Annotated in this window: 19 protein-coding genes, 2 tRNA genes and 1 pseudogene; 12 read left to right on the forward strand and 10 right to left on the reverse strand. The window is 63.6% G+C overall.

Annotation, left to right across the window (positions count from 1 at the left end; genetic code table 11):
• Window positions 1-114: 114 nt before the first annotated feature.
• Both DFR51_RS19605 and DFR51_RS19340 read right to left on the reverse strand, forming a co-directional pair.
• Window positions 115-519: pseudogene (locus DFR51_RS19605) on the reverse strand (transposase); the annotation flags it as partial.
• The gene (locus DFR51_RS19340; protein WP_243446557.1) at window positions 462-650 is read right to left on the reverse strand and encodes a hypothetical protein; all 189 of its coding nucleotides are present in this window, start codon (window positions 648-650) and stop codon (window positions 462-464) included. The gene DFR51_RS19340 and the pseudogene DFR51_RS19605, both read right to left, overlap by 58 nt.
• A gap of 531 nt (window positions 651-1,181) precedes the next feature.
• Here DFR51_RS19340 and DFR51_RS09525 point away from each other — a divergent pair.
• Window positions 1,182-1,322, forward strand: coding sequence for an aa3-type cytochrome c oxidase subunit IV (locus tag DFR51_RS09525; RefSeq protein ID WP_121050326.1), 141 nt, complete (start codon window positions 1,182-1,184; stop codon window positions 1,320-1,322).
• Window positions 1,323-1,867: 545 nt separating this feature from the next.
• Here the strand turns inward: DFR51_RS09525 and DFR51_RS09535 are convergent.
• Window positions 1,868-1,954: transfer RNA gene (locus tag DFR51_RS09535), tRNA-Leu, on the reverse strand.
• A gap of 125 nt (window positions 1,955-2,079) precedes the next feature.
• On the opposite strand from DFR51_RS09535, the gene DFR51_RS09540 reads away from it, so the two are divergent.
• A complete protein-coding gene (locus DFR51_RS09540; protein ID WP_420853135.1) occupies window positions 2,080-3,012 on the forward strand; it encodes a complex I NDUFA9 subunit family protein in 933 nt (310 codons plus the stop codon).
• A gap of 3 nt (window positions 3,013-3,015) precedes the next feature.
• Here DFR51_RS09540 and DFR51_RS09545 read toward each other — a convergent pair whose 3' ends face one another.
• Complete coding sequence (locus DFR51_RS09545; RefSeq protein WP_121050332.1) at window positions 3,016-3,810, reverse strand: undecaprenyl-diphosphate phosphatase; 795 nt, start codon at window positions 3,808-3,810, stop codon at window positions 3,016-3,018.
• 232 nt (window positions 3,811-4,042) lie between these two features.
• Here DFR51_RS09545 and DFR51_RS09550 point away from each other — a divergent pair, with 232 nt between their 5' ends.
• The 4 genes from DFR51_RS09550 to DFR51_RS09565 are packed head-to-tail and all read left to right on the forward strand — an operon-like array spanning window position 4,043 to window position 11,263.
• Window positions 4,043-5,497 (forward strand): NAD(P)-dependent oxidoreductase, encoded by a 1,455-nt coding sequence (locus DFR51_RS09550; protein WP_121050335.1) that lies wholly within the window; start codon window positions 4,043-4,045, stop codon window positions 5,495-5,497.
• Window positions 5,494-6,027 carry a DUF2059 domain-containing protein gene (locus tag DFR51_RS09555; protein WP_121050338.1) on the forward strand — a complete coding sequence of 178 codons (534 nt, stop codon included), beginning with the start codon at window positions 5,494-5,496 and terminating at the stop codon, window positions 6,025-6,027. Before DFR51_RS09550 ends, DFR51_RS09555 begins: the two co-directional genes overlap by 4 nt.
• Complete coding sequence (gene gltB, locus DFR51_RS09560) at window positions 6,024-10,553, forward strand: glutamate synthase large subunit (protein WP_121050340.1); 4,530 nt, start codon at window positions 6,024-6,026, stop codon at window positions 10,551-10,553. The genes DFR51_RS09555 and gltB overlap by 4 nt, the downstream gene beginning before the upstream one ends.
• A 41-nt stretch (window positions 10,554-10,594) precedes the next feature.
• Complete coding sequence (locus DFR51_RS09565) at window positions 10,595-11,263, forward strand: glutathione S-transferase family protein (RefSeq protein ID WP_121050342.1); 669 nt, start codon at window positions 10,595-10,597, stop codon at window positions 11,261-11,263.
• A gap of 8 nt (window positions 11,264-11,271) precedes the next feature.
• On the opposite strand, the gene DFR51_RS09570 is transcribed toward DFR51_RS09565, so the two are convergent.
• From DFR51_RS09570 to DFR51_RS09580, 3 genes are all read right to left on the reverse strand, one after another.
• Window positions 11,272-11,700 carry a hypothetical protein gene (locus DFR51_RS09570; RefSeq protein WP_126494449.1) on the reverse strand — a complete coding sequence of 143 codons (429 nt, stop codon included), beginning with the start codon at window positions 11,698-11,700 and terminating at the stop codon, window positions 11,272-11,274.
• Between the two features lie 86 nt (window positions 11,701-11,786).
• Complete coding sequence (locus DFR51_RS09575) at window positions 11,787-16,541, reverse strand: NAD-glutamate dehydrogenase (RefSeq protein ID WP_121050346.1); 4,755 nt, start codon at window positions 16,539-16,541, stop codon at window positions 11,787-11,789.
• A gap of 61 nt (window positions 16,542-16,602) precedes the next feature.
• Window positions 16,603-17,790: a PAS domain-containing protein gene (locus DFR51_RS09580; protein ID WP_243446558.1), complete on the reverse strand. Its 1,188-nt coding sequence runs from the start codon at window positions 17,788-17,790 to the stop codon at window positions 16,603-16,605.
• Window positions 17,791-17,967: 177 nt separating this feature from the next.
• Here DFR51_RS09580 and DFR51_RS09585 point away from each other — a divergent pair, with 177 nt between their 5' ends.
• The 3 genes from DFR51_RS09585 (at window position 17,968) to DFR51_RS09595 (ending at window position 20,887) form a co-directional block, all read left to right on the forward strand.
• Window positions 17,968-19,350, forward strand: coding sequence for a methyl-accepting chemotaxis protein (locus DFR51_RS09585; protein WP_126494451.1), 1,383 nt, complete (start codon window positions 17,968-17,970; stop codon window positions 19,348-19,350).
• Between the two features lie 69 nt (window positions 19,351-19,419).
• Window positions 19,420-19,495 (forward strand) — tRNA-Thr (locus tag DFR51_RS09590).
• Between the two features lie 162 nt (window positions 19,496-19,657).
• Window positions 19,658-20,887: a tyrosine-type recombinase/integrase gene (locus DFR51_RS09595; protein WP_121050353.1), complete on the forward strand. Its 1,230-nt coding sequence runs from the start codon at window positions 19,658-19,660 to the stop codon at window positions 20,885-20,887.
• A 9-nt stretch (window positions 20,888-20,896) separates the two neighbouring features.
• Here DFR51_RS09595 and DFR51_RS09600 read toward each other — a convergent pair whose 3' ends face one another.
• Window positions 20,897-21,100, reverse strand: coding sequence for a hypothetical protein (locus DFR51_RS09600; RefSeq protein ID WP_121050356.1), 204 nt, complete (start codon window positions 21,098-21,100; stop codon window positions 20,897-20,899).
• A 49-nt stretch (window positions 21,101-21,149) separates the two neighbouring features.
• A complete protein-coding gene (locus tag DFR51_RS09605; RefSeq protein WP_121050359.1) occupies window positions 21,150-21,356 on the reverse strand; it encodes a helix-turn-helix transcriptional regulator in 207 nt (68 codons plus the stop codon).
• A gap of 364 nt (window positions 21,357-21,720) precedes the next feature.
• Between DFR51_RS09605 and DFR51_RS09610 the strand changes: the two genes are divergently transcribed.
• Entirely contained in the window at window positions 21,721-22,152 is a 432-nt protein-coding gene (locus tag DFR51_RS09610; RefSeq protein ID WP_121051511.1) for a Ros/MucR family transcriptional regulator, read from the forward strand.
• Window positions 22,153-22,608: 456 nt separating this feature from the next.
• Here DFR51_RS09610 and DFR51_RS09615 read toward each other — a convergent pair whose 3' ends face one another.
• On the reverse strand, window positions 22,609-23,292 hold the full coding sequence (locus DFR51_RS09615) for a winged helix-turn-helix transcriptional regulator (RefSeq protein WP_243445488.1): 684 nt from the start codon (window positions 23,290-23,292) through the stop codon (window positions 22,609-22,611).
• 95 nt (window positions 23,293-23,387) lie between these two features.
• Here DFR51_RS09615 and DFR51_RS09620 point away from each other — a divergent pair, with 95 nt between their 5' ends.
• Window positions 23,388-24,536, forward strand: coding sequence for a DUF1428 family protein (locus DFR51_RS09620; protein WP_476749577.1), 1,149 nt, complete (start codon window positions 23,388-23,390; stop codon window positions 24,534-24,536).
• A gap of 50 nt (window positions 24,537-24,586) precedes the next feature.
• Window positions 24,587-25,075 carry a VOC family protein gene (locus tag DFR51_RS09625; protein ID WP_121050365.1) on the forward strand — a complete coding sequence of 163 codons (489 nt, stop codon included), beginning with the start codon at window positions 24,587-24,589 and terminating at the stop codon, window positions 25,073-25,075.
• The last annotated feature ends 16 nt before the right edge of the window (window positions 25,076-25,091 follow it).

Here is a 25,091-nt window from a genome sequence, read left to right on the forward strand (position 1 = left end):
CGCAAGGGTTGCACGCGGCAATAGGCTTTGAATCGATTTTCAACACAATCTGACGTTCGCTGCCAGAATGCGCCTTACCGCGAACCTTGCACGCCCTCATTGGCGATGCTCCATTTAGGCGGCGTGGACGAATTTGAGCCAGTACCTGGCGGTGGCAATATGGACCATGCTCATCAAGCTTTCGGCGAGCTGATCGTACCGAGTTGCGATAGCGCGGTTGATTTTCAGGCGTCCGAACATGCGCTCGATGCGTTTGTGCTGTTTGTAGAGCGCCAGGTCATGTTCGATCTTTCCCCGGCGGTTTGATCGGCCCGGGATTACAGCCTGGATGTTGCGGCTCAGCGAATCAGCGCAGATGGCCTCGGCATCGTAGCCCTTGGCGGCGAGAAGTGCCTTCGGCGACTGCTCCGGCAGGGCGATTAGCGCGCCATAAGCCTTGCAGTCCGCCGCTTCGCCGACCGTTAGGTGGAACGCGAGCGGTCGTCCTCGGGCGTCAGCCAGCCAGTGAAGCTTACTGGTGAACCCGCCCCGCGAGCGGCCAAGAGCGCGTCGATGAGTCCCCCTTTTCCGCCCGCTACCGAGACATGGGCGCGAACCGTGGTGCTATCGATGCTGTAATGGCTGCTGTCCGCGTCCCCGGTTGGCCGCATCAATCGGCAGCAAATCCTTCAGAACATGCCATTCAGCTTCGCTTAGAGCGCCCCGGCTCAAACCCGCCTCCAAATGGCAGCCATGAACCAATACCGACGGACCGCGTCAACCAATTCGTCCACGCCGCCTAGCACTGGAACGAGCACGTGGGTTCGGTTTCCAAAACCTTGATAAACGGTGTTAATACTGATATCCTCGCGCGCACGATCGAAACAAATAAGTATTTGATTAATAGGAAAATATAGACGTGGTACGAAACGTGGTATTTTGGTGAGTGACAACTAAATCGGCTGAATACATTCAGGGACTTAACCCTTCCATTCGGTCCCCACCCTCGAATTCGCCATCGACGTGCGTGAGAGCAGCCGTCTGTCGTGCCAAATCAAAATCACCGGGGCGCTGAACGGCCTGCTTGTGACCATTCCGAAAAGCCAAATATAAAATTGCACTTTAGGATACGTTTCGCTTCACACTTGGCTGTGTGTTGGTATGAACGAGCGGAATTGGGTCCGGATTGGGGGACGTTTGAGATGGCGCAGAACAGCACGTACACCGACAAGGCGATGAAGGATCACGCGAAAACCTACACGGGTTTTCTTGCGATGATGAAGTACGGCACGGGGTTCATCGTGCTCGTGCTGCTCGGCATGCTCCTCTTCCTCTACAATTAGTAGATCTGTGACGCAGAGCTTCGCGAGCGTGACGGCGAATAGCCCCTCGCGCTCGTTCTTGACGTACCATTCTTCAGCAATGGCCCGGAACGTGTTGCTGGCCACAACCTCGGCACGCATCTGTTCAAGCTTGCGCTCCTCGGACGGGTCCAGCCCGGCCGCAAGGCAGCGACACGCTTCGTCTCGCTTCTCCCGCGCCTCGGCGAGGCCGAGCAAAGGCCATTCGCCGAACGAGAGCGCCTTCTGCCGCCCCCTGTGCGTGTAGTCCGTCGACTAGAGCCGCGTACCGCTCGGCTTTACGAGCAGATAGAGACCGTACCCGTCGCCAAGCCTGTACGCTCTCTCGCGGGTTTTCACGTGCGGATCGCCAGCACTGAGAGTCGCATGGCACCTCCTTCCGGAGGGCAACTCGATACCACGAATAATGCCATGGTATCGTCGTCGTATCGGGTGAATTTGCCAGATTGCCTGCGGACAATATAGCAAAAATAGTTGATAAAATCCAGTCGCTTGGCGGACGAAAATGAACGTCCATCGACGGATTTTGGTGCCCAGGAAAGGACTCGAACCTTCACGCCGTTACCGGCACTAGCACCTGAAGCTAGCGCGTCTACCAATTCCGCCACCTGGGCACAGGGTCGGATACTCTCGCCTTCGCGAGGCGATGCGGGTTACGGTCCGTCCCCGTGCTTGTCAATGGGCCTCCGTATGGAATATGCGGCGCGGGAACGATTGAGTGGCCGGAAGGATAATGGGTGTGGCGAAGCTGATTACGATCTTCGGCGGTTCGGGCTTCGTGGGGCGCTATGTGGTGCAGGCGCTGGCGAAGACGGGCGCGCGGCTGCGGGTGGCGACGCGCGATCCGCACCTTGCCTTGCACGTGCGTCCGCTTGCGGCGCTCGGCCAGCTCGATTTCGTCCGCACGGACCTTGGGAACGCAGCCTCGCTTGCCCGCGCGGTTGAGGGCGCGGATGCGGTCGTCAATCTCATCGGCACGCTTTCCGATTCGCACGGCGGCTTCGAAGCGGTGCACGTGAAAGGCGCCGGCGCGATTGCGAAGGCAGCGGCGGACGCGGGCGTTACCGCGCTGGTGCATGTCTCTGCGCTTGGCGCGGATGCGGAGAGCGAGTCCGGTTACGGCCGCAGCAAAGCGCTTGGAGAGGCCGCCGTGCGCGATGCCTTCCCGAAGGCGACAATCCTGCGTCCGTCGGTGATCTTCGGCCCTGAGGACGCCTTCCTGAACCGCTTTGCCGGAATGCTCGGCCTGCCCGTGGTGCCGGTTGTGGCGCCGAAGACGAAGTTCCAGCCGGTCTATGTCGTCGATGTGGCGCGCGCCATCGCGGCGGCTGTGTGTGAGCCCGCCCTGCATGCGGGCAAGACGGTTTCGCTCGGCGGGCCGGACGTGCTGACGATGCGCGCGCTTCTCGAATGGCTTGCCGAAACCACCGGTCGCAACCCGACGTTCGTGGACGTGCCGGATGCCGCCGCGGGCCTGCTCGCGCGCCTTACCGGCTGGCTGCCCGGCGCGCCGCTCACCAGCGACCAGTGGACGATGCTGCAGAGCGACAACGTGGTGCCTGAAGGCGCCCCCGGCCTCTCCGCGCTCGGCGTGGACGCGACGCCGATGGCGGCGGTTGCCCCCGGCTGGCTCGTGCGGTTTCGCCCGCACGGGCGTTTCAGCGTCGCCTGAGTCCTAGAAGAACGCGAGCAGCACGACGCCCAGCGCCACGCGGTAAACGACGAACACCAGCATCGATCCGCGGCGCAGGAAGCGCATCAGGAACGCCATAGTCGCCACCGCCGCGAAGAAGGTGAGCACGCCCGCAATCAAGGCATCGCGCTGCATCCCGGCCGATGCATCGGCGAGGTCGAGCGCGGCGAGCAGCCCCGCCCCGGCGATCGCGGGCATCGAAAGCAGGAACGAGAACCGCGCCGCTTCGGGCCGCGCATAGCCGAGGAGGCGCGCCATCGTCATGGTGACACCGGAGCGGCTGGTGCCCGGAATGAGCGCGAGCGCCTGCGCGAGGCCGACCAGCACCGCGTCCTTCAGCGTCAGGTCTTCATAGGCCTTCACCTGCTTGCCCCAGCGGTCCGCCGCCCACAACAGCAGGCCGTAGACGATGAGATTGATCGCCACGAGGTGCGTGGAACGAAAGCCTTCAAGATAGCCGCCGCTCTTCAGAAAGAAGCCGACCGCCACCGCCGGGATCGTGCCGATCACGATCCACCAGAAGAGTTTCCGCTCCGCCGGTGCCTGCCCGATGCCGACGTTGGAGAGTCCGCCGCGCACCAGCCCCAGCGCATCGCGCCAGAAGTAAACGATGATCGCGGCGAGCGTACCGACATGCACCGCAACGTCGATCATCGGCCCCTGGTCCGGGAAATCGGTGAGCTTGGGGATGAGAATCAAATGCCCGGACGACGAGATGGGCAGGAATTCGGTAACGCCCTGAACGATGGCGATGATGAGCAGTTGCAGAAACGACATGGGCTCTCCGGCGACAAGGTCGCGGGGTGGATAGCACAGCCGATTCGCGCCGTCCCCACATGAGTTAGGGCCGATACGGTCATTTTAAAACCACCAAAATCCGCCTATACAGCACACTGAGGACATTTTCACCTTTATTTATGTCAATACTACTTACCCATATGTCGAAAATTGCGTGACAAGCGCCGTTTGCGACCGTAAAAGCCGCGCCGGAACCGCAAGGGGAAATCGGGTGGCCGAAAAGGATATGCTGAAGTTCGTCGGGCTCGCGCAGGCGTTCCCGGAAAAGCGCTCCGCAGCCGAGCGCGACGACGACTTCCTCGAAATCAACCGCACCTACATCCTTGCCAAGGCCGAGGAGCAGGCTTCGCGCTGCTCTCAGTGCGGCGTGCCCTTCTGTCAGGTCCACTGCCCGCTCCACAACAACATCCCGGACTGGCTTCGCCTCACCGCGGAAGGCCGGCTTCAGGAAGCGTACGAGCTTTCCGAAGCCACCTCGACCATGCCCGAAGTGTGCGGCCGCATCTGCCCGCAGGATCGCCTGTGCGAGGGCAATTGCGTGATCGAGCAGTCGGGCCACGGCGCCGTCACCATCGGCTCGGTTGAAAAGTTCATCACGGACACCGCGTGGAAGGAAGGCTGGGTCCGCCCGCTGCGTCCGCTCAGCGACCGTTCGGGCCAATCCGTCGGCATCATCGGCGCAGGGCCTGCGGGCGTCACTGCCGCCGAATATCTGCGCCGCCGCGGCTACACGGTGCACGTCTACGATCGCCACGATCGCGGCGGCGGGCTCCTCACCTACGGCATCCCCGGCTTCAAGCTGGAAAAGGAAGTCGTGATGCGCCGCCTCGCGCGGCTCGAAGAAGGCGGCATCGTCTTCCACTACAATTTCGAGGTCGGCCGCGACATGACGCTCGCCGCGCTCCGCGCGAAGCACGATGCGCTGCTCGTCGCCACCGGCGTCTACAAGGCGCGCGACATCAAGGCGCCCGGCGTCGGCGCGGGCGGCGTCATCCCCGCGCTCGATTATCTGATCGCGTCGAACCGCAAGAGCTTCGGCGACAGCGTGCCCGCCTTCGAAAGCGGCGCGCTGAACGCGGAAGGCAAGCACGTCGTCGTCATCGGCGGCGGCGACACGGCGATGGACTGCGTACGCACCGCCGTCCGCCAGGGCGCGGCTTCGGTGAAGTGCCTCTACCGGCGGGACCGCGCCAACATGCCGGGCTCGCAGCGCGAGGTCGCGAACGCTGAAGAAGAAGGCGTCGAGTTCGTCTGGCTCTCGGCGCCGCAGGCGTTCGACGACAAGGGCGGCGCGGTCGCGGGCGTGCGTGCGCAGCAGATGCGCCTCGGCGCGCCGGATGGCTCGGGCCGCCGCGCCCCAGAAGTGATCGAAGGCGGCGATTTCCGTGTCGAGGCCGATCTCGTCATCAAGGCGCTCGGCTTCGATCCCGAAGACCTTCCCCAGATGTTCGGCGCGCCTGATCTCACCGTCACGCGCTGGGGCACGCTGCGCACCGACCACAAGACGATGATGACGAGCGTGGACGGCGTGTTCGCCGCCGGAGACATCGTGCGCGGCGCCAGCCTCGTCGTCTGGGCGATCCGCGACGGTCGCGACGTCGCGAAGACGATGCACACGTATCTCGCCGCGCGCGCGGGCGCATCCGCCAAGAAAGCCGCCGCATGAAGACGCGCCTCTTCGCACTCGCGACGGCGTTGATGCTCGCCGCGCCCCCTGCCCACGCGGCAGAGCCCGACCGCGCGGCACAGCTCGTCACGCTGATGGGTGTGGAGGCCAAACTCGACGAGGTTTTCAGTACGCTCGCGCCGATGTTCGGCACGCAGGTCGTCGCGCAGCTCGAGACCGACCAGGGCACCAGCGGCACCGTTCGCAATCTCATCGAAAACGGGCGCGGCGGACGGGATCGACTGCAGAAGATATTGTCCGAGGAATTCCTCGCCGAACTGCGCAAGACCTATCCCGCGATGATCGCCGATTTCACATCCGCCTATCGGAACGCGCTGTCGCCCGGCGAACTCGACGCCGCAATCACCTTCCTGAAAAGCCCGGCGGGACAGAAATTCGTCGCCGCCGAGAAACAGACTCAAGCGAGCATGAAAGCCATCGGCGAACGCGCCGGAATGACTGCTGGAATGGCAGCAGTCTCGAACGGATTTGCCCGCGCGCAGCGCGAAATGCTGGATGAAATGAAATGACCAACTCCGCCGAACGTGAACGCATCGCCCGCGAGGGTATGTATCGCCCGGATATGGAATCCGATGCCTGCGGCGTCGGGCTCATCGCGGCGACCGATGGCAAGCCGTCGCGGCGCGTCGTGGCGCTTGGCATTGATGCGCTGAAGGCGGTCTGGCATCGCGGCGCTGTGGATGCGGACGGCAAGACCGGTGACGGCGCGGGCATCCATGTCGAGCTGCCCATCGCCTTCTTCTCGAAGCACATCGAGCATGCGGGCCACAGGCACCGGATCGATCGCCTGCTCGCCGTGGGGCAGGTGTTCCTGCCGCGCACCAACCTTGCCGAGCAGGAAACCTGCCGCAGCATCGTGGAATCCGAAATCATCGATTTCGGTTACGAGATCTATGGCTGGCGGCAGGTGCCCGTCGACACGTCGGTGATCGGCGACAAGGCGAAACTGACGCGTCCCGAGATCGAGCAGATCATGATCAAGGGTCCGCAGCCCGGCGAGCATTATGAAAATCAGGATGCGTTCGAAAAGGATCTGTATCTGATCCGCCGCCGCATCGAAAAGAAGATCATCGAAGCGCAGATCCGCGATTTCTACATCTGCTCGCTGTCATCGCGCTCGATCATCTACAAGGGGCTGTTCCTCGCGGAAGCGCTCTCCGTCTTCTATCCCGATCTGCAGGACGAAAAGTTCGTCAGCCGCTTCGCGATCTATCACCAGCGCTATTCGACGAACACGTTCCCCACCTGGTGGCTCGCGCAGCCGTTCCGCTGCCTTGCGCACAACGGTGAGATCAACACGGTTCGCGGCAACAAGAACCTGATGAAGAGCCACGAGATCAAGATGGCCGCGCAGGCGTTCGGCGATCTGTCGGGCGACATCAAACCGGTGATCCCGGCAGGCGCATCAGACACTGCCGCGCTCGACGCGACGTTCGAGGTGATGGTGCGTTCGGGTCGCGACGCGCCGACAGCGAAGTTGATGCTGGTGCCGGAGGCCTGGAACAAGGATACCACGCTCGCGCAGGCGCACCGCGACATGTACGCCTTCTTCGCAAGCGTGATGGAGCCGTGGGACGGCCCCGCCGCGCTCGCCATGACGGATGGGCGCTGGGTCGCCGCCGCCGTCGATCGCAACGCGCTGCGTCCGATGCGTTTCACGCGCACCAGCGACAATCTGCTGATCGTCGGATCGGAGACCGGCATGGTCGTGGTGCCCGAGGCGACCGTGGTCGAGAAGGGCCGGCTCGGGCCGGGCCAGATGATCGCCGTCGATCTCGATGAGGCGCGCTACTACGACGACAAGGGGATCAAGGACCGCATCGCGGGCGAGGCGGATTACGCTGCGCTGGTGAAGGGCTTCCGCGACTTCGCCGATGTGCCGGGCGCGGACGCGCCGGAGCCGGGGCAGACGCTCGATGCCGACGAGCTTCGTCGCCGCCAGGTCGCGGCAGGCCTCACCATGGAAGACATGGAGCTCATCCTCGCCCCCATGGTGGAGGATGCGAAGGAAGCCATCGGCTCGATGGGCGACGACACTCCGCTCGCCGTCATTTCCGAAAACCCGCGCTGCCTGTCGCATTTCTTCCGGCAGAATTTCAGTCAGGTCACGAACCCGCCGATCGACTCGCTTCGCGAGACGCGCGTGATGAGCCTGAAGACGCGCTTCTCGAACTATGCGAACATCCTCGACAAGGATGCAAAGCAGCAGGGCGTGATGGTGATGGAATCGCCCGTGCTTTCGAACCGGGATTGGGCGCGACTCCTCGCGCACTTCGGCGACCAAGCGGCGATCATCGATTGCACGTACGACGTAACGGGCGGCGCCACCGCGCTCCGCGAAGCGATTGCGCGCGTACGCGCAGAGGCCGAACATCTCGTGCGGTCCGGCAAGAGCCAGCTTTTCCTGACCGACGAGAATGTTTCGAAGACCCGCACCGGGATCACCATGATCCTCGCGGCGGCGGGCGTGCACACGCATCTCGTCCGCAAGGGCCTGCGTTCGTTCGCCAGCATCAACGTGCGCTCCGCCGAGTGCATGGACACGCATTATTTCGCGGTGCTCATCGGCGTCGGCGCCACCACGGTGAACGCGTGGCTCGCGCAGGAATCGATCGCGGCGCGCCATGCCAAGGGCCTGTTCGGCGATCTGGACCTCACCACGTGCGTGAACCGGTTCCGCAAGGCGATCGAGGATGGTCTTCTGAAGATCATGGGCAAGATGGGCATCAGCGTCATCTCGTCCTATCGCGGCGGCTATAATTTCGAAGCCGTCGGCCTGTCGCGCGCGCTCGTCGCCGATTTCTTCCCCGGTATGCCCGCGAAGATCTCGGGCGAGGGTTTCTCGTCGCTGCATGTGAGCGCGGGCGATCGGCACGCGCTTGCATACGACGAAGAGGTGACCGCGCTTCCCGTCGGCGGTCTCTATCGCTACCGCGCGAACGGCGAGCCGCACGCCTATCAGGCGAACCTCATCCACCTGCTGCAGCAGGCGGTCGCCAGCGACTCCTATTCCACCTATCTGCAGTTCAGCCGCGGCGTGCGCGATCTGCCGCCGATCTATCTGCGCGATCTGCTGGAATTCAATCACGTCAATCCGCCGGTGCCGGTGGAAGAGGTGCAGTCGATCGCCGAGATCCGGAAGCGCTTCGTCACGCCCGGCATGTCCTTGGGTGCGCTCTCGCCGGAGGCGCACGAGACGCTGTCGATCGCGATGAACCGCATCGGCGCCAAGGCGGTTTCGGGCGAAGGCGGCGAGGATCGCTCGCGCTACAAACCCTATCCCAACGGCGACAATGCGAACTCGGTCATCAAGCAGATTGCGTCCGGCCGTTTCGGTGTCACCGCCGAATATCTGAACGCCTGCGAAGAGATCGAGATCAAGGTCGCGCAGGGTGCCAAGCCCGGCGAGGGCGGGCAGCTCCCCGGCTTCAAGGTCACAGAGATGATCGCGCGCCTCCGGCACTCGACGCCCGGCGTCATGCTCATCTCCCCCCCGCCGCACCACGACATCTACTCGATCGAGGATCTCGCGCAGCTCATCTACGACCTGAAGCAGATCAACCCCGATGCGCGCGTCTGCGTGAAGCTCGTCTCCGAAGCGGGCATCGGCACGATCGCGGCGGGCGTCGCGAAGGCACACGCGGACGTGATCCTCGTCTCGGGCAACGTCGGGGGCACCGGCGCGTCTCCGCAGACCTCGATCAAATACGCGGGCACGCCGTGGGAAATGGGCCTTACAGAGGTCAATCAGGTGCTGACGCTCAACAGCTTGCGAGGCCGCGTGAAGCTCCGCACCGACGGCGGCCTCAAGACCGGCCGCGACGTCGTCATCGCCGCCATCCTCGGCGCCGAGGAGTTCGGCATCGGCACTTTGAGCCTCGTCGCGATGGGCTGCATCATGGTGCGCCAGTGCCATTCGAACACCTGCCCCGTCGGCGTCTGCACGCAGGATGACAAGCTGCGGCAGAAATTCGCCGGAAGCCCCGAGAAGGTCATCAACCTGATGAGCTTCATCGCCGAGGAGGTCCGCGACATCCTCGCCGGCCTCGGCTTCCGCAGCCTCGACGAGGTCGTCGGCCGCACCGAGCTGCTCCGCCAGGTCAGCCGCGGCGCCGAGCATCTCGACGACCTCGATCTCAACCCCATTCTCGCCAAGGTGGATGCGCCCGACAGCGAGCGCCGCTTCAACCTGAAGACGCGCCGCAACGAGGTGCCCGACAGCCTCGACGCGCAGATGCTCGTCGATGCGAAGGCCGTGTTCGATCGCGGCGAGAAGATGCAGCTGACCTACAGCGTGCGAAACACGCACCGTGCCGTCGGCACGCGCTTCTCCTCGGCGATCACGCGGAAATACGGCATGAACGGCCTCGCGCCCGGCCACGTCCACGTCCGCCTGCGCGGCGCGGCGGGCCAGTCGCTCGGCGCGTTCGCGGTGCAGGGCCTGAAGCTCGAAGTGTTCGGCGACGCGAACGACTATGTCGGCAAGGGGCTTTCGGGTGCCACGATCGTCGTCCGCCCGCTCGTCTCCTCGCCGCTCAAGTCGAACGAGAACACGATCATCGGCAACACCGTGCTCTACGGCGCCACCTCAGGACGCCTTTACGCGGCCGGTCAGGCGGGCGAGCGCTTCGCCGTCCGAAATTCGGGCGCGGAGGTCGTCGTCGAGGGCTGCGGCGCCAACGGCTGCGAATACATGACCGGCGGCATGGCGGTGATCCTTGGTCCCGTAGGCGACAATTTCGGCGCAGGGATGACCGGCGGCATGGCGTTCGTCTACGACACGGCGGGAGACTTCGACACGCGCGTCAATCCGGACAGCGTGACGTGGCAGCCGGTGCGCGCGGCCTATTGGGAAGGCATACTCCGCGCCGCGATCGAGGCCCACCACCGCGAGACCGATTCCGCATGGGCGCTGTCGATCCTCGAGGACTGGGAAAGTACGCTCCCCCGCTTCGTGCAGGTCTGTCCGAAAGAGATGGTGAGCCGCCTCAAGCACCCGCTGGAGGATGCCGAAAGCGTGGTCGCCGCGGAGTAAGGTTGCAGCGTCGCAGGGTTCTGCCTACACCGGGTTTAACCATGTGGCGCCTCTACCAATATCCGCTCTGCCCGTTCTCCCGGAAGGTCCGCCTTGCGCTTGCCGAGAAGGGCGTCGAAGTCGAACTCGTCCCCGAACTGCCGTGGGCGCGGCGCGATGAATTCGTCGATCTGAATCCGGCCGGGCAGACCCCGGTTCTCGTCGGCGATCGCGGTGCCGCGCTCATCGACAGCACGGCGATCTGCGAATATTTCGAAGAAACCATCGAGCGGATGCCCCTGCTCGGCGCAAGCGCCGCCGACCGCGCCGAAGTACGCCGCCTGTGCGTGTGGTTCGATCAGAAATTCTATGCGGAAGTCGGCCACATCCTGCTCGCCGAGCGCATGTTCAAGCGTATAGTTCAGCGCGCCGCGCCCGACGGCGGCGCACTCCGCACCGCAGGCCGAAATCTCGAACACCACCTTGGCTACATCGAATACTTGCTCGATCACCGCCGCTGGCTTTCCGGCACAACCTTCGGCCTCGCCGATATCGCAGCCGCGGCACATCTTTCGGTGATCGATTATCTCTCAGCGCTCGATTGGCACGGCCACGCAACCGCGAAGCAGTGGTACTCGGCGATCAAATCCCGCCCGACATTCCGCGCGCTGCTTTCAGAGCGCATGGACGGCCTCGCACCGCCCGCACACTACGACAAGCTGGATTTTTAGAGGCTGCCTTACTTCGGCTTCGGAACCTTATCGCGCGCCTTCTGCAGCTCGCGCTCACGACGCCACTGATCGTATTCGTTCCGGCTGCATCCGACATCGCCGGCAGGGCCGACCGCGCTGCATGCGCTGCTCGGCGCCACATTGCCCGGCTCGGTGAGCTTCAGCCGCTCGCTCGGCACGTCGGTGCCCGGCTCGCCCGGCTCTGGCGGCGTTTCCACCGTCGGTTCCTCATCGGGCCGGCCGCAGACCACGATCTCACCACGGCGTTCGGGGTTCGGGCAGCTTTCCGGCATCCACTGGTCGAGAGGTACGCGCTTCAGAACACCGCTGTCGGTGACAGGCGGCTTGCTGTTCGGCTGGGCGGCCTGCGCCAGCGCCGTACCGGACACGGCGCTCGCCATTCCAATCGCTGCAACCAGTGCCAGACGAATCATCACGTTCCTTTCCGCCGTCGCCCGCTGTTGAGCGACGTCCTTCCCCTTACCCAACCCCGCGCGGCGTGAACAGTGCCTGAACTTTTGGCTCAGCTCATCAGGAGCGCACGTGCCTGGCTGCCCAGATGCGCGAGCATCGCAGTGGTGACGACACCGGACTTGCGCGCCCGCGCCGTCGCATCCGCCATGCGCTGGATCACCAGCGGATTGGCCGCGCTCCACGCCTCGATCGCCTTCACGGGGTCGCCGCCCTTCTTGGTCTGGCGCTTGATGAGATCGATGCGCAGCTGCTCGAAATCGCGCAGCAGGCCTGCGACGAGCAGACGCTCCCACGGGTCGGACGGCGAAAGCTGCGCGGTGACGCCCTTCGCCCAATCGAGGCCGAGCATCTCGCCGACGCGCGTATAGGCTTCGGCAATGGCGCGTTCGGTGACGCCGAGCTCTGATGCGAGCCGGGCATTGCCGATAGATCCATCCAGACCTTCGAGTTCGACGAGACGCTCGGTGATGTCCGGCGGCGCGCCGTCGCGCAGCAGCTCCTGCCGCAACCGCTCAACCTGCGCGCGCGGTTCTGGCCGCAGCAGCTTGTCGAGCTGCTTCGCAAGCCGCTGGATACCCGATTTCCACGCCGCGATGCAGGCGGAGGGCTGATCCCCCGGTGCGGAAGCGCGCAGCGCATCGGCCATCTGGGCGCGAAGACCGCGGATCGATTTCGCGTGCAGCACGATGTGCGTGCGCGCATCCACAGCCGCCGCATCGATCGTTCGCCACAGATCTCGGAGGTCGAACAGCTCGCGCGCCATCACGAACGCCGAAGCGACATGCGCAAGGCTGGTGCCCTGCTCTTCCGAAAGCTCGAACGCGAGGGTAATGCCACCGCGATTGACGATCTGGTTCGCAATCTTCGTGGCGATGATCTCGCGGCGCAGCCGATGGCCGGTCACGCCCGCCTTGAACGCCTTCAGGACTGCAGGCGGGAACGCCATTTCAAGATCCTGCACGAGCAGTGGATCGTCGGGCAGCGGGCTTTCGACGATCGTGTCGTACAGCGCCATCTTCGCATAGGCGAGCAGCACGGCGAGTTCCGGCCGTTCGAGCCCGCCCCCGGCAAGCGCGCGCTGTGTCAGCTGCTCGTCGCTCGGCAGGTTCTCGACCACGCGGTCCAGCCGCCCGCTCGCTTCAAGAAGCTGGATGACGCGCTGAAAGGCAGGCAGCGCACCGCTGCCGCCGCTCTCGGCGACCGAAATCGCCTGCGTCTGCATCACGTTGTCGCGCAGCACGAGCTGCGAAACATCGTCGGTCATCGATTCCAGCAGCGTGTTGCGCGCGGCCATGCTCATCTTGCCCGAAGCGAGCGCAGGCTGCAGCGCGATCTTGATGTTCACCTCGTTGTCCGAACAATCGACACCCGCCGAATTGTCGATGAAGTCGGTGTTGATGCGGCCGTGGGCCCGCGCGAACGCGATACGGCCTTCCTGCGTAACGCCGAGGTTCGCGCCCTCGCCGATCACGCGCACGCGCATCTCCTCGGCATTCACCCGCACCGGATCATTGGCGCGGTCGCCGACGTCTGCATTCGATTCCGTCGCCGCCTTCACGTATGTGCCGATGCCGCCGAACCAGCAGAGATCGGCACGGCTCTTCAGGATCGCGTGGATCAGTTCGCCGGGCGAAAGCGTCTTCGCGTCCACATCCAGCATCACCTGCATCTCGGGGGAGAGCGCGATGGATTTCTGGCTGCGCGGGAAAACCCCGCCGCCCTTTGAAATCAGTTTCTTGTCATAGTCGTCCCACGACGAGCGCGGCAGCTTGAACAGCCGGTCGCGTTCCTTCCAGCTTTTCGCCGGATCGGGTTCGGGATCGAGGAAGATGTGTCGGTGGTCGAACGCCGCGACCACCTTCAGCGTCTTTGAAAGCAACATGCCATTGCCGAACACGTCGCCGGACATGTCGCCGACACCGATCACGCGGATCGGGTCTTTCTGTACATCGGTGCCCAGTTCGCGGAAATGCCGCTGTACTGAAATCCACGCGCCCTTGGCGGTGATGCCCATCGCCTTGTGGTCATAGCCGTTGGCGCCGCCGCTCGCGAACGCATCCCCTAGCCAGAAGCCGTGATCGACGCTGATTGCATTGGCGATGTCGGAAAAGGTCGCCGTTCCCTTGTCGGCGGCGACGACGAGATAGGGATCGGGCGCGTCGTGGCAGACGATGCCGGCAGGGGGCACGTCCTTGCCCTCCACGATATTGTCCGTCACCGAAAGCAACGCACGAATATAGATGCGGTACGCCTCCTGCCCTTCGGCAAGCCACGCCTCGCGGTTCGATGCGGGCGGCAGCTGCTTAGGATAGAATCCGCCCTTGGAGCCGGTGGGAACGATCACCGCGTTCTTCACCATCTGCGCCTTTACGAGGCCCAGCACCTCGGTGCGGAAATCGTCGCGGCGGTCGGACCAGCGCAGGCCGCCGCGCGCGATGCGGCCGCCGCGCAGGTGGATGCCTTCAACGCGGGGGGAATAGACCCAGATCTCACGGTAAGGAACGGGCGGCGGCAGGCCCGGCACCGCATGGGAATCGAGCTTGAACGCCAGCGCTTCCGGGCCGCCGTCCACGAACGCATTGGTCCTGAGCGTTGCCGTGATGATGTCGCGGTACAGGCTGATGATGCGGTCCTCGTCGATGGCGGACACATCGGCAAGGCCGCCGTCGATGCGCGCTCGGGCTTCGTTCATCGCCGCCTCACGCGCCTTCACGCCGGGCGTGAAACGTGCGCGGAACAGATCGACGAGCGCCGCCGTAATCGCGCCGTGCGCGCGCAGCGCGTCCACCACCGTCTGCTGGCTGTAAGAGACGCCTGTCTGCCGCATGTAGCGGAAATAGGCGCGGAGCCACACAACGTTGCCGATCGGCAGCGCCGCGCCGACGACGAGCGCGTTGAACACGTCGTTTTCCTGCTCGCTCTTCAGCACTGAACGCAGCGCAGGCTCTGCGCGCTCCTTCACGAACGCCATGTCGATGGCTTCGCCGCGGCCGCTTTCCACCATGAAATCATGGATCCAGCCAAGCCGTCCGCCCGCGAGGTCGAAGGGATATTCCTCGATCACGCGGAAGCCGAAGTTCTCGAGCGCCGGGACCACCTCCGAAAGCGGGATGATCTCGCCGAGCCTGTAGATCTTGATGCGCAGCCGGTTTTCCGCGTCGCCGGGGCGGCGATAGATGAACACGTCGCGGTCGTCGCCGGTTTCGAGCGTGGTGAGGCGCATCACGTCCTCAGCGGCTTCGTCAGCGCTGAACTGCTCCCGGTACGATGCCGTGAAGCTGCGTCCGTGGCTGAGCGCGAGGCGCGCTGCGCGGGTCGCACCCACGCGTTCGGAAAGCGCCGTTTCCAGCGCCTCTTCCCAGCCGCGCACGAGAGAGGTCAGCCGCGCGTCGAGCGCAGCCTCATCCACATCGGGCACCTGCCCCGGCGTCGTGCCGAGATAATATTGGACGCGCGCCAGGCCTTCAGCGCGCAGTTCCACGTCATAGCGCGAAAGCCGGGCCTGGAAGGCATCCTCCAGCATCGCGCCGACACGCTCGCGGATGCCGCTGTGATAGGCGTCGCGCGGCACGTAGACGATCACCGACACGAAGCGGCCGAACGGATCGAGCCGCGAGAACAGCTTCGGGCGCGGGCGTTCGAGCAGCGACAGCATCCCGAGCGCCATGCCGGTCAGGCGTTCGGCGTCGACGAGGAACAGGTCTTCGCGCGGGAACGTATCGATGATGTGCGCGAGCGCCTTGCCGGTGTGGCTGCGCGGATCGAAGCCAAGCGCCGCCTCCACGCGCTCCAGCTTGCGGCGCACGATCGGAATTGATTTCGGCGAGGCCGCAAGCGCGGAAGAGGTGAACAGGCCCGCGAAGCGGCGTTCGCCGATCACCTTGCCCTTGTCGTTGTACCGCTTGACGCTGACGACGTCGTAGAACGCGCTCCGGTGTACCGAGGACACCGTGTTCGCCTTGGTCACGAGCAGCGGATCGGGCGTCGCCATGTAGGTGCGTAGCGCCGGCGGCAGCACTTCGAAGCCTTCGGCCCCGCGCCATAGCGGGAACCCAGGGTCGCGCAGCAGCCCAAGCCCTTCGCCCGCCTTCGGCTCGGCCTTCGCATCCGTGAGCGCGCGGCCGAATTCATAGTCGCAAGCGCCGAGCAGCGTAAAATTGTCCTGTCCCAGCCAGTCGAGGAAGGCTTTCGCCTCCATCACGTCGTCGGCGGGCACCGGGATCGAAGACCGGCCGAGTTCAGCGCGGGCATCGCCGAGCCGTGTGAGCATTTCACGCCAGTCCTCGACCGCGACGCGCACCTCGGCGAGCACGCGCGTCAGATCTTCGGCAAGCGCCGTGCGGCCGCGCGCGCCGACGCGGTCGGCCTCGACGTAGATGAAGGATTCGCGAAGCCCGCCGTCGGCCTCGCCGCGTGCGGGCGCGAGGGCTTTCAGCTTGCCGGCCTTGTCGCGCTCGACAGCCAGAATCGGGTGCAGCAGCCGGTGGATGGTGATGCCGCTGCGGGTCAGCGCTGCGGAAACGGAGTCGACGAGGAACGGCATGTCGTCGTTCAGGATGCCGATCCAGGTGCGGCGGCGGCCCGGTTCGCCGTCGGACGAGGCGATCTCGATAACTGGCGTGCCCGGGGTCCGGGCGTCGAACAGCCCCGCCGCGAAATCGACGATGGCGCTCGCGGCCTCCTTGCCCAAATCTTCGGTTTCGCCCGGAAGCGCGTGGTCGAAGAGAGCTTTTTCCAGTGATTTCAGAAGGGTACGGGAAACTTTAGGTTTCGGCGCTTCATTGGTCGCCGCGGCGGTCGCCATCTCAACACTCCGGATAGAGAATGAAATGACCTTATGCGATTTTGCCTCCTTCGAGGCAAGTTTAGCGCGCGGCGAGACGTTTCAGGGCCACTTCGAGTAGATTTTGGGTGTGCGGAACGGCTTCCAGCACATCGATTCCGCCTGATTCGCTCTTTTTTGCCACAAGCAGCACGAACTCTTCGTCAGACTGCATGTCGATATGCGCAAGCGGCTCGGTCGCGCGCAACCGGGTACGCACCGTCTCGGTTGTTTTCGTCACCGCAGCCGACTTCGCCTTCGCCGCCCGCTCCCGCTGCACCAGCCCCTTGAGCCCGCCCTCGGCACTGACAACAAAAGCAATAAATCCGCCTGCCGGAATCCCGGCCCGCACCGCCGCGCCCAGCGCGGAGGCGAATTCGGTAAGCCGGGTCTTGTCGTAATCCGCACCGAACACCAGCTTCGCCACCGCCGTCAACGGCGCCCGCGCCTGAACCTTCAGCCCAGCCTCCGCGAGCAGAGCCGTGAACCCTGCAGGATCCTCCTCGGATGCCAGGTGGAAATCATAAGCATTGCCAAGCGCCCGATAGAGCGCCGCCCGCGAACGCTGATCCGCTGTATGCACCGCAGCCGCATTGGCGCGCGCAACCGCAAGGCGTCCCGCAAGGTCGCCCGGCTCCAGTTCGACAACCCCGGCTTCAACCTTCGACGCGACGACCGGCTCTTCGCCCTCGGCTTCGTGCGCCTCGAACGCCAGCTGCGCCTCGAACTCGGCCCCCGCCAGTTCCTTCCAGTTGATCACGCCGTAAATGAAATCGATGCTGTCATCGTCCGACGAGAGCGGCATCAGAATGCCGCGATACAGCGTGTTGTTACCGCGCTGCGAAACGAACTCGGCCTCGAAGCCGATCGGCGCGCGATTGGCGATGATCTCGAAAAAATGGTCGGTAAGCCGCGATACGAGCGAGCGGCTCGGCACATGGTCGAGCGCGATATCGGCGCTCGAAAGCCCACATTCCTCGCGCAGCAGCGTGCCGATGTAGCGAAGGCGCGGGTTCTCGCGGTCTTCCGTGAAATCGAGCAGGATCGAGTGCGGACCGAAATCGTCAAGGCTCGCAGGATCAAGATCGGTAACGCTCGGAAACTCGCGACCACGCAGCAGCGACGCCCAGTAGTTGTAGGCGCGCACGTGCATCCGCCGTTCGTCCTGATCGGAGAAAATCGGCGGTGCCTCGAAATCCGGTTCGGAAAGATCGAGAAAGTCTTCGCTCATGTCGCTCATTTTCGAACCCAATTCGCCCCGCTGTGCCGAATGGTGCGGACCATGCCCGCAAAGCCGTTGAATAATGGTTAACAGCCTGTTTCGCCGACCCCATCGGCTGCATGGTCAAAGCCTCGTTAAGAAATCTCCGCTAGCGTCCGCCCATCACGTGAATCAGGGGCACAACGGGTGACACGGGCTATACAGGACTGGGCGAAATCGGGCGGGGCCGGCGTGATCGTATCGGCACCGTCGACACCGCATCTCAACGTTGCGGACCGGCGACAGGCCGTTGATCCCGATGGGACACTTGTTGCAACGCTCGCCGAGTTCTGGCCGCATGTGGAGCCTCAGATCGAAGCTTTCGTTCGCACCTATCTCGATCATTTTGCCCGGCTCGCCCCCGGCCATGCACATGCGGACACCGAAGGCCGCAAGTTCGCCGAAGGCGTGGCTTATGCACGCGAGAAATGGTGTGACCCTTTTGGTCCGGCATTCGGAGAGCGGCTGGTCGCCGCCGCGCGCGCCATGGATCGACACGGCATTCCCTACCATGTCGTGCTGGCAAGCTATCAGGCGAGCGACGAGGCTGTGCTGAGGTACCTGACCAGCACACTTGCGCCCGACCCCGCCCAGCTCCTGCGCGCTACGACAGCCCTGATGCGCCTCGCCTCTTATGAAGCGAGCGTGCTGACTGCGGCGCTTCACGACATCGAGCGTACACGGATCGATACGCTGCTGCGCGAGCAGGCCAATCGCTTCCGTCAGGATATCGCCGCCGTCGTCGAGCGCGCCGGCGCGCAAAGCCGCGCGCTGCGCGAGCGTTCGCAGGCCGCGGCGCGGCGCTCGCGTGAAATGCTGGGCAGCGCCGCCGAGGTTTCGTCCGCCGCCGAGCAGTCCGCCATCGCGATGCGTCAAGCCGCCGAGACCGCCGCAAGTCTCATTCGCGTCATCGAGGAAACCCGCCGCGATGTCGATGCCACCACCGGCATCGCCAACGAGGCGACGGCGCAGGCCGACGCAGCCGCGACCACCGTTTCCATGCTCGAAAGCCACGGGCAGGCCATCGAATCCATCGTCAGCCTGATCCGAGACATCGCCGGGCAAACCAACCTCCTCGCGCTCAACGCTACGATCGAGGCGGCGCGCGCAGGCGAAAGCGGCCGCGGATTTGCCGTCGTCGCCTCCGAAGTGAAATCGCTGGCGGGCCAGACCGCCCGCGCCACCGACGAGATCGCGGCCAAGATCGCCGCTATTCAGGAAGCGACGCGCAACACCGTGAACGCCAACGGCGCCATCCGGCGCACCGTGGATGGTGTTCGCGTCTCCGCCGATAGCATCCGCACCGCGATGGACAGCCAGGCCGCCACCGTCACCACGATCAGCGGTTCGGTCGACGAAACCGCGCTTTCGGCCGACGCCATGTCCCATGCCATTGCTCGCATCCGTCAAACAACCGAGGCGATGGCCTCCGAAATGGACATGGTGGAAACCTCGTTCCGCAGCGTTGACGACGAGCTCGCAGCCCTCCAACAGGCCGTGCACAGCTTCACCACCGGCATCGCCGCGTGAAGCGGCATGCAGCTTGGTGCTTGTCTTGACTCGCGCGCACTGTTAAGGGGTCCGCCGTTTCCGGGATTAGCCGCTTTAGCTCAGCCGGTAGAGCACATCATTCGTAATGATGGGGTCAGGTGTTCGAGTCACCTAAGCGGCACCACCCCTTCTTCCCAAAACGTTCTAAAACCTTGATTTTCTGCGGGCTACGAAGGAATCTTCTCCTTTGAGCGGTCTCGCTTTGTTCCACGAAATTCCACTGGATCGCAGAAATCCGGGGGCAATTTTGGGGGCAACGCGATTGCTGAAAAGGCGTTGCCCCCAAATGTGCTTGAGAGCCGCAGAAATCCGTGCGTTTCCGACACTCGATACCCTCTATCGAAAATCGGACGAAAAAGGCCTGTATCTGGAGGTCCGCCCGAGCGGCGGAAAGCTCTGGTTCTTCAAGTATCGCGTGCACGGGACCGAAAAGCGGCTGTCGTTCGGCCCTTGGCCCGAGGTCAGTTTGGCTCAGGCCCGCGATCTGAGGGATCAGGCGCGACGTGCCGTTCGGAGCGGGAAAGATCCGCTTCAGGAACGAAAGAAGAAGAAAATTACAGCCAAGCTTAGTGCCGGCAACAGTTTCCAATCAGTGGCCGAGGATTTCATTGAGGTGAAGTTCGTCGGCAACCGCAAGGCGGAAGCCACCATCGAGAAGGCGCGTTGGTTTCTCTCGCATCTGACAGGCGCAATCGGTGCCCGCCCAATTGCCGATATCGAGCCTGCGGAATTGCTGGCCGCGCTCAAGACGATCGAGAGGGCCGGGAAAAGAGAAACCGCCATGAGGACGCGGGCCTTTGCGAGCCGCGTTTTCCGGCATGGCGTTGCCATGTCCCTGTGCAAGACAGATCCTGCGGCGCTTATAGGCGATGCCTTGATGTCGCCGATCGTGAAGCATCGTGCGGCCATTCTCGATCCCGCAGGCCTTGGGGAACTTCTAAGAGCGATCGACGAATACGGCGGCGGCCCCATCGTCAAAATCGCAATGCAGCTTCTCCCTCATGTTTTCGTCCGACCGGGCGAACTCAGATATGCGAAATGGGATGAGGTCGATTGGGAAGAGGCTGTATGGCGAATTCCAGCAGACCGCACCAAGCTCCGGCGACCGCACAGCGTTCCGCTGTCGTGGCAGTCCATTACGCTTTTGCAGGAGCTGCGCCGTCACACGGGTTGGATGGACTGGTTGTTTCCCGGTGAACGCAGCCATCTCAAGCCGATGTGCGAGAACGCCATCAACCTCGCCTTCCGGCGTATGGGATTTCCAAAGGACGTTGTAACCGCCCATGGCTTCAGGGCGACTGCAAGCACCCTGCTAAACGAGAGCGGGAAATGGCATCCTGACGCCATCGAACGCGCATTGGCCCACGGACACAGCAATGCCGTGCGCGGAACCTACGCAAGAGGCCAACACTGGGACGAGCGCGTCGAAATGGCTCAATGGTGGAGTGACTACCTTGACCGCCTGAAGGTCGGCGGAGCGGTGATCCCCATTCACAAGCTCAAAAGCGTGGGCTGAGTATTTCGCTCAGTCTGATTTCGGCGTGACCCACACTTCAACGGGTGCGATGAACTTGCCCGGCGCAGGCTTGCCGACATGCACGCGGTCTGCCGTGACCCGCTCTCCGGTTTCGAGGTTGAATGTCGCCCACGGCTTGGGCATGCGGCCGAAGGTCATCTTCTGAATGGGCTGGCCTGTGGCCGTGTTCATGATCGTTGCGATGATTGCCATGCCGCGGCGATAGCGGGCACGCCCCCATGTTGTCCAGCAAGGCTTCGGCCTACTCCGCCGGCAGATCGTCGACATGGAAGAACATCGGGTTCTTCATCCATGCGCTGACGGCGGACTCGCGCCAGCCGGTGCAGCGCGTGGAGATCCGGACCTGGCGCGGGAACGTGCCGCTTTGCATTTTCCGGTAGAGCGTCGAGCGGCTGAGCCCAGTGCGGTCGAGGACAGTGTGCAAGCGCAGGATATGGTCATGGGACATGGCTGGTCCTTCCTTAAGCGGTTGTCAGCTTCCCCCTAACCAAGATCAGGAAGTCCAGAATTGGCGCGTGCGTCAAGAGTGCCAAAACGGCGCCAGACGGGCGAATAGTACGTTCTGGAAACACACGGACGCTGGTGAACACCAATTGACGCTTATTGACGCAAAGATATTTTTGAAGCTGGCCGCGATTTACCGTCTCAGGAGGTTCCACAGAGCAAAGGTGGATACGAATCACTTTGCGTCAAAAGTATAAAAGCATGGAACCGGATGTCGTTTCAGCAATTTCGCGTTCATGCGCGTTCGTGTAGGGCAGCGCGCAAGTCCGGCAATGAAGCAGGACGCAAAACCAACGGGGTCTTACTTCATGACGGAACAGAACACGCATCAGGATGTCCTGGCGCTTACCGCCGACATCGTCTCTTCGCATGTCGCGAACAATACGGTCGCGGTCTCCGACCTGCCGACGCTCATCCAGAACGTCTACGCTGCGCTCGCCAACGTGGGCGGCGCCATGGGGCCGGAAAAGCCGAAGCAGGAACCGGCCGTTTCCATCCGCGTCTCAGTGAAGCCTGACTTCATCACCTGTCTTGAAGACGGCAAGAAGCTGAAGATGCTGAAGCGCCATCTGATGACGCACTACAACCTGACCCCCGACGAATACCGCGCGAAGTGGGGCCTTCCCGCCGACTATCCGATGGTCGCGCCGAACTATGCGCTGCAGCGCCAGGAACTGGCGAAGAAGATCGGTCTCGGCACCAAGCGCACCGCGTCGGGCCGGGGCAAGAAGAAGGCCTGAAGCTTTATGCCCGCGCCGCCCTTTCCGGCGGCGCGGATGTATGTTGATACGGACTTTGTTGAAGCGGATAGCCACCCCGCCCTCGCGGGCGGGGTGATGTCGTTTGTGTCGTCCTGAGGATCGGGAGCGGGCGTCACAGGACTTGGGCGGGCCGCGCCGGCCTGCAACCCGCCTGCGGCAGGTCTTCCTCTTCGTTCCAGCCCTTCGGGTGCAGGCCGCCTCATGGGGCCCGCGTCTTCCCGTTCCTGCCGCCCACCCCCGCCCTCCGGCCGGGGCCGCGGCTTTGGCAGGAGTAGGCAAATGGCCCGCTTTATAAGCCGGGCCGATTGGAAGCGGATTGCTGCCCGCTGCCAGAGCTTTTTTGTTTTCGAATTGGCTTGAAAGGGGCTCGAGGCATCTGAGCGAACGCACCTGGCTGCACTCGCACCCGACCCCTGCCCACTCAGTGGAGCGGGTCTAGGGCCTTATCGCCACGGGATCGAACTTGGGCGGCAGGACGAAAAGGTCCGCAAATCGGGCGGCAAGCGCCGAATCGCCGTGAAGAACGAGTACGCCTTCATCGGCGAGCGCGTCCAGCGATGCACCGCCATAAACGAACGCGGCCAGCGCGGAGGGCCGACCGCTGAAAATGATGTCGCCTGCCGCGGCGCACCGTTCGACATGAATGCCGCTACGATCGACGCTGGCGCTATATTCGTCCTCGCCGAACCGGAAACCGATCGTAAGCTCCAGGCTCCCGATGCGATGCCTGTCGATCATCGTGCGGAACGACAGGAGGATCGAAACGCCGCTGATCGGGAGTGTCGGGTCGTGCGCAGGCGAGCGCGTTGCCCAACGACCGAGTTCCTGCACGATCGGCTCCGCCTCATAGCCCCATTCCGTGAGACCATAGACCTGTACGCTGGCCGGCGGAGGCAGCTTGCTCCGCACGACGACCCCACTCGTTTCCAGCTCAGAGAGGCGCTGGGTAAGCACATTGGCGCTGATTCCGGGCAGGTCGGCGCGCAAGTCACCGAAGCGTCGCGGACCGAGCATAAGCTCGCGCACCACGAACAAAGCCCAGCGATCGCCGAGCAGTTCCAGGCCGTGCGCCATGCCGCAGGCGTCGCGATAGGCGCGTTTTTTGGCACTTTTGGGCAATTGAGTTATATTTGCTAACTTCACAGTTGTTTTATTTAATTTGTTGGGCATGTTGTCAACATCGAGTCGGAATTGCACGAGGGAAGGATAGAGGCATGACCTATGTAGACGGTTTCGTGCTCGCGGTGCCCACTGCGGACAAGCGGAAATTTATCGACCATGCCAGGCGGGGTGACAGCGCCTTCATGGACCTGGGCGCGCTTCGAATCCTTGAATGCTGGGGCGACGACGTTCCCGACGGCAAGCTGACGGATTTTCGCCGCGCCGTTCAGGCGAAGGAGGACGAGACGGTCGTGTTCTCGTGGATCGAATGGCCCGACAAAGCCACGCGCGACGCCGCCTACGCCCAAATGGACACGCTGATGAAAACAGACGACCGGATGAACCCGGAAAAGAACCCCATGCCCTTCGACGGCAAAAGAATGATCTTCGGCGGGTTCGCTCCGATCATGGCGCTGGAGACGCCCGCCACCAACAAACCGGGCGACTACATATGGTACGAACTGCTGACCAGCGACGTGCCGGCTGCGCAGACGTTCTACGCGGGCGTCCTCGGCTGGAACTTCGTCGATAGCGGCCAATCCGACATGGACTACCGGATCATCAACGCCGGCGCGAACAGCGTCGGAGGGCTGATGGAGATCACCAAGGAGATGGCGGACCACGGCGCTACGCCGACGTGGCTTGGCTACATCGCGGTCGACGATGTCGATGCCACGGCTGCCAGGCTCGCAGCACAGGGCGGGCGGACGCTGATGCCCGCGATGGACGTTCCGATGGTCGGACGGATCGCGATGGTCGCTGACCCGCAGGGCGCGCCGTTCTATATCATGAAGGCGCAAGGGACCGGCAAAAGCCTAGCCTTCGCTGACGATGTTCCGCGGGTTGGGCACTGCGCGTGGAACGAGCTTCAGACTTCGAACCCGGCCGCCGCGTGGGCGTTCTATGGTGATCTGTTCGCCTGGAAGCAGGATGGGGAGCTGGATATGGGCCCGATGGGCAAATACCAGTTCATCCGTCACGGCACGGTGATCGGCGCGATTATGCCGGGCAGCGCGGAAATGGGACCGCCACGCTGGAACCAGTACTTCCGCGTCGGGGATATTGACGCCGCAAAGGCCGCAGTCGAGGATGGCGGCGGTCGGATCGTAAGCGGCCCGGACGAGATCCCCGGCGGCGAGTTCTCGATGAACTGCATCGATCCCCAGGGAGCGCCTTTCGGCCTGGTCGGCGGTCGACGCTGAGCCTGCCCCAACCGTTCCTCGCAGAGAGATAAGAACAGCCGGAGACTTATATGGCGAGCAAGATCATCAACTGCCTGTGGTTCGATCACGGCGAAGCCCGCAAGGCTGCAGAGTTCTACGCGAGCATCTTCCCTGACAGCCATGTCGACAAATCGGCCGCCGCGCCTGCCGATTTCCCCTCGGGCAAGGAAGGCGATGAACTGACAGTGGAGTTCACGCTCCTTGGGCAAGCATTTATCGGGCTCAATGGCGGTCCTGCGTTCAAGCCGGACGAGGCCGTTTCGTTCATGATCGAAACGGAAGATCAGGAAGAGACCGATCGTTACTGGAACGCGATCGTCGGCAACGGCGGCGCGGAAAGCGCTTGCGGCTGGTGCAAGGACCGCTGGGGCTTTTCCTGGCAGATCACGCCGCGCGTGCTCAACGAGGCGTTCACCGGCCCGGACAGGGAGGCTGCACGGCGTGTGTTCGAAGCCATGATGACGATGCAGAAGATCGACATCGCGAAGATCGAGGCCGCGAGACGGGGTCAGAGCTAGGGCCGATCGACACCCC

Origin of the sequence: Sphingosinicella microcystinivorans, from assembly GCF_003634215.1 — a bacterium.
GTDB classification, from domain to species: Bacteria; Pseudomonadota; Alphaproteobacteria; order Sphingomonadales; family Sphingomonadaceae; genus Sphingosinicella; species Sphingosinicella microcystinivorans.

Coding starts and splice junctions, on each gene's coding strand:
- DFR51_RS19340 (WP_243446557.1), bottom strand. CDS start 650: ATGCGGCCAACCGGGGACGCGGACAGCAGCCATTACAGCATCGATAGC.
- DFR51_RS09595 (WP_121050353.1), top strand. CDS start 19,658: ATGTGCTTGAGAGCCGCAGAAATCCGTGCGTTTCCGACACTCGATACC.
- DFR51_RS09525 (WP_121050326.1), top strand. CDS start 1,182: ATGGCGCAGAACAGCACGTACACCGACAAGGCGATGAAGGATCACGCG.
- DFR51_RS09610 (WP_121051511.1), top strand. CDS start 21,721: ATGACGGAACAGAACACGCATCAGGATGTCCTGGCGCTTACCGCCGAC.
- gltB (WP_121050340.1), top strand. CDS start 6,024: ATGACCAACTCCGCCGAACGTGAACGCATCGCCCGCGAGGGTATGTAT.
- DFR51_RS09600 (WP_121050356.1), bottom strand. CDS start 21,100: ATGGCAATCATCGCAACGATCATGAACACGGCCACAGGCCAGCCCATT.
- DFR51_RS09625 (WP_121050365.1), top strand. CDS start 24,587: ATGGCGAGCAAGATCATCAACTGCCTGTGGTTCGATCACGGCGAAGCC.
- DFR51_RS09580 (WP_243446558.1), bottom strand. CDS start 17,790: ATGAGCGAAGACTTTCTCGATCTTTCCGAACCGGATTTCGAGGCACCG.
- DFR51_RS09575 (WP_121050346.1), bottom strand. CDS start 16,541: ATGGCGACCGCCGCGGCGACCAATGAAGCGCCGAAACCTAAAGTTTCC.
- DFR51_RS09620 (WP_476749577.1), top strand. CDS start 23,388: ATGACCTATGTAGACGGTTTCGTGCTCGCGGTGCCCACTGCGGACAAG.
- DFR51_RS09555 (WP_121050338.1), top strand. CDS start 5,494: ATGAAGACGCGCCTCTTCGCACTCGCGACGGCGTTGATGCTCGCCGCG.
- DFR51_RS09565 (WP_121050342.1), top strand. CDS start 10,595: ATGTGGCGCCTCTACCAATATCCGCTCTGCCCGTTCTCCCGGAAGGTC.
- DFR51_RS09545 (WP_121050332.1), bottom strand. CDS start 3,810: ATGTCGTTTCTGCAACTGCTCATCATCGCCATCGTTCAGGGCGTTACC.
- DFR51_RS09605 (WP_121050359.1), bottom strand. CDS start 21,356: ATGTCCCATGACCATATCCTGCGCTTGCACACTGTCCTCGACCGCACT.